Source organism: Pedobacter sp. 01T416_2, assembly GCF_056398925.1.
Genome location: NZ_JBFTQI010000201.1, coordinates 1 through 8,237 on the forward strand (window position 1 = coordinate 1; position 8,237 = coordinate 8,237).

Here is an 8,237-nt window from a genome sequence, read left to right on the forward strand (position 1 = left end):
CTCTTGGGATTAAGTATAAGTGTAGCCGCTTGTCAATCTGCCAGTAAAACAGATCAAAATGCCGATTCAATAAGTAATTTAACATCAGCCCCAACACAAAGTCTTGATGAGCGCTTTCTGGTTGTCGCTGGTCGGTCAGTTGGAGAAATTGCACTTGGAGAGGATATGGAAGAGGTAGGTAGAAAATTAGGCAGGCCAAATGCCGGTGATGCCGCAATGGGAAAAGCCTGGGGGATTTGGTACAGTGACGATTCTACCGCGAAACACCGCAACGAAATTGCGGTATACTCTTCTTATCGGGATACGAGTATGCGTGTAAAAGATGTAAAACAGATTAGAGTTACCTCCAATAAGTTTAAAACAAAGGATGGCTTGGCAACCGGGAGCACGTTGGAAGATGCGAAATTGAAGTTCCCAACCATTGAAAAACTTTCTGCCTATTTAAATGAAGATAAAGATACCGTTACGGTTTATGATGCCAAAAAAGATGGAATTGGCTTTGAATTTTTAAAAGGGAAAAGTATTTCCTTAACGGTTCATCAGGTGAATATTCCGGTTAATGCGACTTATCTTACTTTGCATCCCGAATGGAAAGTGATCGAGTAGGAAAGACGTAAGATCGGAGATTTTAGACGTGAGATGAATAATTTTATATTAACCTCGCAGGTTTTTAAACGGCTTCAGCCTTCAAAACCTGCGAGGTTAATTATTATTTAATTACTGCTTCAAATGGCATTCTGGCCTGAATGCCAGAGCTTGCAATTACCTTTTTCATTTGCTGGTAAAGCATGTAGTTATCGCCAAGTTCTTGTTTGGTGTAATAGGTTTTAATCCTGTCTGTACCCTCATCCATTAACGATTTCCATGGATCAATTACATCTGGATATTCTACAACCTTATAATTTTTTAATTTAGCCTTTTTAGCGGCTGCCTTAATGGCATCGTTAAAACTTCCTATTCTATCAGCCAAACCAATTTGAACGGCATCTGTACCGATCCAAACGTGGCCACCTCCAATGCTATCAATATATGCTTTGCTTTTCTTTCTGCCATCGGCCACACGGCTTACAAAACCGCTATAAATTCTGTTCAGTTCATTTTGGATGATGAATCTTTCACCTGCAGTCATAGGGCGGTTAGTGGCCATAATATCGGCGTATTTACCGGTTTTAACGCCATCAAATGTAATTCCCAGTTTGTTGGTCATTAAATTTTGGAAGTTCGGGATAATACCGAATACACCAATCGAGCCTGTAATGGTATTCGGTTGCACAAAGATACTGTCGGCAGCGCAACCAATGTAATAACCGCCTGATGCGGCAACATCGCCAAACGATGCAATAACTGGTTTTTCTTTTTTGGTCAATACAATTTCTCTCCAGATCACATCCGAAGCAAGTGCACTACCTCCTGGTGAGTTTACACGTAAAACCACCGCTTTAATGTTATCATCCAATCGTGCTTTTCTAATTGCCCTGGAAATACGTTCCGAACCGATCTGGTTGTCAGAACCTTCGCCGCCATTAATTTCGCCATTGGCATAAATTACGGCTACTTTATCTTTTCCTTCGCCAGTATCTGTATTGTTTTTCGCATAATCATTAATCGTAACCGAACGGATATTTTCACCCCTGGTTCTTCCAGATAATCCCTTCAGCTCTTCTAAAATCTGATCTTTATATTTCAGGGCATCGATCATTTTAAAGTTTACGGCATCTTGTGGCTGTTGTACTTTGTAATTATCGGCAATGTTATAAAGACTATCTTTTTGAATGTTTCTACTTTGCGCAATATCAGTTAAGAAAGTATTGTACAATCCGCCAACATAAGCTGTAACCTGTTTGCGGTTATAATCGCTCATTTTATCTAAAATGAAAGGCTCTACTGCACTTTTATAGTTTCCTACACGGATGACCTGCATTTCTACTCCAACTTTTTCTAAAGTTCCTTTAAAGAAAGTTAATTCAGAGCTAAAACCTTTAAATTCTAAAGCGCCTTCGGGATTTAGATATACCTTATCAGCAACTGAAGCTAAATAATAAGCGCCTTGTGTATACACTTCGCTGTAGGCAATAATTTTTTTGTGAGATTTTTTGAAATCGATCAACGCATTCCTAACTTCGCGCAAAGTTGCAAAACCTGCATTCGGACTGCTCACATTCAGGTAGATGCATTTAATATTATCATCTGTTTTGGCTTTTTGTACTGCTTTTAAGAAATCGTTTAAGCCAATACCATCTTTTTCTTCACCACCAACAATTGGCAGGTTTCCGAATGGGTTTTTGGGTGTACGTTCTGTAATGGCCTGGTCTAAATTTAGGAATAGTACCGAATTGTTAGACACAACAACGGTTTTGTCGCTATCAATAGAAGATATTAGACCCACCACAACTACGAAGCAGATCACAAATACAATTACTATTGATAAGAAAAAGCCCAGCATAGAGGCAAATAAATACTTAAAGAATTCTCTCATTTAAATGTTTTAATYTTGTGTTGTAAAGATATAAAAATACATGATGCTTAATAAAGCTTTAGAGTACAACACGGCTTATTTGTTACTGGGTGGAAATTTAGGCGATAGGGAGGCGAATTTGAAAAAGGCCATCGAACTGGTGAACGATAAAATTGGTCATGTGATAGCCATCTCATCTCTTTATGAAACCGCTGCGTGGGGTAAAACCGACCAACCTTCTTTTTTGAATCAAGCTGTGAGTTTAYGAACCCGTTTAACGGCGCTWGAAGTTTTAGCGCATGCATTAAGTATCGAACAGGAATTGGGCAGGGTAAGAAAAGATAAATGGGGAGAACGGTTAATTGATATCGATCTGATCCTTTTTGGAGATGAAATTATCAATATTCCGGATAAACTTCAGGTACCTCACCCCCATATGCAGGATAGAAAATTTGTAATGGAGCCTTTGGCTGAGATTGCACCAGAGGTGATACATCCACTGTTGAGAGAAACGATGCTCGATATTTGCAGAAATATTACAGATCCGCTTGAGGTTAAAAAACTGTAGCGCATCAAATTCTACGGCATACGAAGGTGACAAAGGTTTATATTAGGATCGCCCAGCTCGTACTTTACAAATACTATTAAGGCTTTTAAAACTTATGAAACGAAAAAAAGAGGCCCTTCGACTACACTGCCATTGACAGATTCCAATATAAGGGTCGTCATTCCCGCGCAGGCGGGAATCTTAAAGCTTATTGCATTACGATTATTCATAAATTTTCCTTTTTTCAGAGGCATTCATGAGCACTTCGTGGTTCCCAATCAAGTTGGGAATGACGATTCCGCACAATATATTAATTCATTAAAATCCCCTGTCATTCATATTGACTTTTATGAAATAAATTATCTCTCAGGATTATTTATTTGGAGTTGCTCCCTTAAAATGCAGAAAAGATGAAGCGATATATAATACCAGTACAAAAGGAATTGCTGCAAATTTTAGAAAAGCAATTAATATAGCCGATAGGATAAGGAAGATAAATTTAATTTTATTTTTCGCCCAGCTTAAATCGCTGAATTTTAAAGAGAATATTTTGATTTCGCTCACCAGTAAAAAACTTGTAATTGCTGTAATGGCAATCAGTAAAATGCTAGAACCAATAACCTGAGGATAATCATTGGCAATAAAAGGTAGAGAACAGATAAACAAAGTATTCATAGGCGTATTCAAACCAATAAAATCTTCTGTTTGCCTCGTATCATTGTTAAATTTGGCCAGTCTAAGTGCCGAAAAAATAGTAATGATAAATCCAAGATAAGGAAGGTATTCAGATGAATAATCGCTTGCCTTTAATAAGTGAAACATGATTACTCCCGGTAAGAACCCAAAACTTACCATATCTGCCAAAGAATCAAGATCTTTTCCAATTGCCGATTTTACATTTAATAAACGCGCAACCATACCGTCAAAAAAATCAAAAATTCCGGAGAAAATAACGAAATAGGCTGCGGTTTCTAAATTGCCTTTAAATGCAAAAACGATTCCGATACAACCTGAAAAAAGGTTTGCACAGGTAATCGCATTAGGGAGATGTTTTTTTAGCATGGGGTTGGGCGCTAAGSGCATGGGGTTTGAAACGCATTACTCCAAACCCCAAACGCCAAACTTATTTAGCTGTTCATCGAAATTAAGAACTCTTCGTTACTTTTTGTTCCTTTTATTTGAGATTGAACAAATTCCATCGCCTCTTGACTGTTCATATCAGCAAGGTGGTTACGTAAAATCCATACACGTTGCAAAATATCTCTATCTAACAATAAATCATCGCGACGGGTACTTGAAGCCGTAATATCAATTGCAGGGAAGATACGTTTGTTAGATAATTTACGATCTAATTGTAGCTCCATGTTACCTGTTCCTTTAAATTCTTCGAAGATCACTTCATCCATTTTAGAACCTGTATCGGTTAATGCAGTAGCTAAAATGGTTAATGAACCCCCATTTTCGATGTTACGTGCCGCACCGAAGAAACGTTTTGGCTTGTGTAATGCGTTTGCATCAACACCACCTGATAATATCTTACCTGATGCTGGTGCTGTTGTATTGTAAGCTCTGGCCAAACGAGTAATCGAGTCTAAAAGGATTACCACATCATGTCCACTTTCTACCAAACGTTTCGATTTCTCTAAAACAATATTGGCAATTTTAACATGGCGTTCGGCTGGTTCATCAAAAGTTGAGGCAATTACCTCTGCTCTTACACTACGGGCCATATCGGTAACCTCTTCCGGGCGCTCATCAATTAATAAGATAATTAAATAAACTTCCGGGTGGTTTTTAGCAATTGCATTTGCAACCTCTTTAAGCAGGTTGGTTTTACCTGTTTTTGGTTGTGCAACAATTAAACCACGCTGCCCTTTACCAATTGGTGTAAATAAATCCATAATACGGGTAGAATAATTGCTGTTATCCGTAAATAAATTTAATTTTTCTGTTGGAAAAAGTGGAGTCAGATAATCGAAAGGAACACGGTCGCGAACCTCAGCAGGAATTCTGCCGTTAATGGTTTCTACGCGAACCAGCGGGAAATATTTTTCGCCTTCTTTTGGCGGACGGATGCTACCTTTTACCGTATCACCGGTTTTCAAACCAAAAAGTTTTATCTGAGACTGCGATACATAAATATCATCAGGAGAAGTTAAATAGTTGTAATCTGCAGAGCGCAAGAAACCGTAACCATCAGGCATAATTTCTAAAACACCTTCATTTGTAATTACGTTATCGAAATCCAAGTTGGAGTAACTGTTTTCGTTTTTGTGGTGATTGCCACCGCCTGGTTGTTTTTGCTGGCGGTTTTCGTCGCGCTGTGGTTTTTCCTGTTTTTCTTTAGGCTCTTGTTTTTGTTTCGGAGCTGCCGGAAGTACTTCTGCACTTTCTTCTATTAAAGCTGAGATTGGTTTTACACTTTCTTCAGATTCAATAATTCTGTCTGGTTGTCTTTCTGGCTGTTGTTGATGTTGAGGCTCGTCAAATAACGTTACAGTGTCTCTTCTTCTTTCAATTGGCGCTGCAGGCTCATCTTTCGTTAACCTTGCTCTTTTTTTAACAGGCTTATCGGCTGTAGTAGCTGGTTTTTCAGCTGCCACTGTAGAAGCGGCTGCTGCAGCTGCGGCAACTTTTGGTGCTTTTGCAGTTTTGGTTTTAGGTGCAGCTGCAATAGGTTCGATTTCGCTATAAGGGTCTGCACCGGCTTTAGCAGCATTTATAATTTCTTGTTGGTGTAAAAGTACTTCAACAAGGTCGATTTTTCTTAGGGAGTCGGCACCTTCAATGCCATAGCTTTTTGCTAGCTCACGTAATTCTGTTGTGAGCTTATCATTTAATTCTGTTTTACTAAACATTCTAAATATATATGTTTCAAGAAATTTTTCATTTGTTTATAACGGATGTTTTCTGTTATAAATCTACACAGGCTTAAATATATTTGTGTTAGTGTAGGCCTGGCTTTTCATTGTGTATAAATTCTTAAGGCTATAAAACATTAAATGAGTTCATTATGGAAAATGCTCAAATTGTTTCATAATTGTTTACAAGCTGAATAAAAAGCAAAATGTGCTTTTAAAAAATGGTAACAAAAAACAAGTCTTGATAAATTTTTCTGGGATATTCAGATAAACGGTTGAGAAATTATATTGCAATTGTATGTATTTGAAACGTAATCTGCAAGCAAAAGTTTAAAATGTTTATAAAAATAATTAATGTGAGCATTATTTTATCGCTCAGAAAACTTAAAAATCTTCATATTTGCAGCAAATAAGCCCATATATGACAAAGCAACAACTTTTCGAGCAGATACAAAAAAAACGTTCATTTTTATGTGTCGGATTAGATTCTTCGTTAGATAAGATACCGAAACACTTATTGAAGTATGAAAATCCGATTCTGGAATTCAATAAACAGATTATTGATGCCACAAAAGATTTGTGTGTAGCTTATAAGCCGAATACTGCCTTTTATGAGTGTTATGGAAAGAAGGGATGGGAAACTTTGATCGAAACCTGGAAATATATTCCTCAGGATATTTTTTCTATTGCTGATGCCAAACGTGGCGATATTGGCAATACTTCTGCCATGTATGCCGAAACCTTTTTCAATGCCGCATCATCAGACATGAGTTTCGATTCGGTTACCGTAGCACCTTACATGGGTAGCGATTCGGTAACGCCTTTTTTAACTTTTAAAGGTAAATGGGTAATTCTTTTGGCTTTAACCTCGAATGCTGGCCATGCCGATTTTCAATTGCAGCAAATTGGCGAAGATAAACTTTTCGAAAAAGTGCTTAAAACATCGCAAACCTGGGCTACAGATGAACAGATGATGTATGTGGTAGGAGCAACCCGCGGCGCAGCTTTTGGTGATGTACGTAAATTAGCACCGAATCACTTTCTTTTAGTACCAGGTGTTGGCGCACAGGGAGGAGATTTAAATGAAGTGTGCAAGTATGGCCTAAATTCACAATGCGGTTTGCTGATTAATTCTTCGAGAGGCATTATCTATGCCAGCCAGGGAGAAGATTTTGCAGAAAAGGCCAGGGAAGAAGCGTTGAAACTTCAAAAAGAAATGGAGCAGATCTTAATTGATGCTGAATTAATTAACCACAGATAAAAAGGATAAACACAGATTTGGGTTTTTCAACACACTAGTGCCGAAATATTTTTTATAAATTGGTTTAATGGATAATCTAAATGAGATCACCGAAAAAATAATTGGAGCTGCATATAAAGTTTCAAATACTTTAGGAAGTGGTTTTTTAGAAAAAGTGTATGAAAATGCATTATTCATTGAAATTAAAAAGGCTGGATTAATCGTCACAAAACAACACGCATTGCAGGTTTTCTATGATGATCAAGTTGTAGGAGATTATTTTGTCGACTTGTTTATTGAAAATGAAGTTGTTGTTGAACTAAAAACAGCTAAAGTAATAACGGATATCCATCAGGCACAGCTAATGAACTATTTGATTGCTTGTAATAGACGCTGTGGTTTAATCATAAATTTTGGTAAGCCAAGAGTTGAAATAAAAAGAATGCTCAACGGCTATAATCTCTAAAATATCTGTGTTTATCCGTGTTCATCTGTGGTTAAACATATATCAATCATGAAATCAAAAATAGATATTAAACTCATTCTCGCCCTATTTGGCGTGGCCTTAATATGGGGCACAACATATTTAGGAATAAGAATTGCCGTAGAAAGCATTCCGGCCTGGTATGTAACAGCCATTCGTCAATCTGTCGCTTCGATAATTATATTGGTTCTGTTAATTAAACAGAAGGAATTAAAATGGATTGGGTGGACGAGTTTTAAACGACAGATCTTATTGTCTATTTTAATGGTGGTAATTGCAAATGGCATGACAACCGTTGCCGAAAAGACTATTCCAAGTGGATTGGCATCTTTAATTAATGCCACATCTCCCTTGCTCGTATTTCTCGGATGCGTATTTCTAGGGATTCAAAAGGCCAGTTTAAAGGGGTTCATTGGCGTTTTTATCGGTTTTTTAGGTATTGTTTTTATTTTTAGAGATGGTTTGAATGATTTGCTTGAACCAGGTTACCGGAATGGGATTTTATCATTGGTAATTGCGGTTTCAGGTTGGACAATCGGCACCATTTATTCGAAGAAACATAGTGGTAAGCCTCAATATATTTTCTTAAATCTATTTTACCAGTTTGTGTTTTCGGCCATTATCCAGTTGGGCCTAGCAATGGTATTCTC

Annotated in this window: 8 protein-coding genes; 5 read left to right on the top strand and 3 right to left on the bottom strand. The window is 37.5% G+C overall.

The annotated features are described in order from the left end of the window. On the top strand, nucleotides 1–606 hold a 606-nt coding region (locus AC1DPQ_RS10680), incomplete at its 5' end, for a hypothetical protein (RefSeq protein WP_477609200.1). A gap of 103 nt (nucleotides 607–709) precedes the next feature. Here AC1DPQ_RS10680 and sppA read toward each other — a convergent pair. After that, a complete protein-coding gene (gene sppA / locus AC1DPQ_RS10685; RefSeq protein ID WP_477579221.1) occupies nucleotides 710–2,476 on the bottom strand; it encodes a signal peptide peptidase SppA in 1,767 nt (588 codons plus the stop codon). A 40-nt stretch (nucleotides 2,477–2,516) separates the two neighbouring features. Here sppA and folK point away from each other — a divergent pair, with 40 nt between their 5' ends. Next, the gene (gene folK / locus AC1DPQ_RS10690; protein ID WP_477609202.1) at nucleotides 2,517–3,023 is read left to right on the top strand and encodes a 2-amino-4-hydroxy-6-hydroxymethyldihydropteridine diphosphokinase; all 507 of its coding nucleotides are present in this window, start codon (nucleotides 2,517–2,519) and stop codon (nucleotides 3,021–3,023) included. A gap of 351 nt (nucleotides 3,024–3,374) precedes the next feature. Here the strand turns inward: folK and pssA are convergent, their stop codons facing one another. Both pssA and rho read right to left on the bottom strand, forming a co-directional pair. Then, nucleotides 3,375–4,064, bottom strand: a complete 690-nt coding sequence (gene pssA / locus AC1DPQ_RS10695; RefSeq protein ID WP_477579217.1) for a CDP-diacylglycerol--serine O-phosphatidyltransferase — start codon at nucleotides 4,062–4,064, stop codon at nucleotides 3,375–3,377. Nucleotides 4,065–4,129: 65 nt separating this feature from the next. Further along, complete coding sequence (gene rho / locus AC1DPQ_RS10700) at nucleotides 4,130–5,860, bottom strand: transcription termination factor Rho (RefSeq protein WP_477609204.1); 1,731 nt, start codon at nucleotides 5,858–5,860, stop codon at nucleotides 4,130–4,132. Between the two features lie 424 nt (nucleotides 5,861–6,284). Between rho and pyrF the strand changes: the two genes are divergently transcribed. The 3 genes from pyrF to AC1DPQ_RS10715 form a co-directional block, all read left to right on the top strand. Beyond that, nucleotides 6,285–7,124, top strand: coding sequence for an orotidine-5'-phosphate decarboxylase (gene pyrF / locus AC1DPQ_RS10705; RefSeq protein ID WP_477579215.1), 840 nt, complete (start codon nucleotides 6,285–6,287; stop codon nucleotides 7,122–7,124). A 67-nt stretch (nucleotides 7,125–7,191) separates the two neighbouring features. Further along, nucleotides 7,192–7,569 (top strand): GxxExxY protein, encoded by a 378-nt coding sequence (locus AC1DPQ_RS10710; protein WP_477579213.1) that lies wholly within the window; start codon nucleotides 7,192–7,194, stop codon nucleotides 7,567–7,569. A 48-nt stretch (nucleotides 7,570–7,617) separates the two neighbouring features. After that, on the top strand, nucleotides 7,618–8,237 hold a 620-nt coding region (locus tag AC1DPQ_RS10715), incomplete at its 3' end, for a DMT family transporter (protein WP_477609206.1).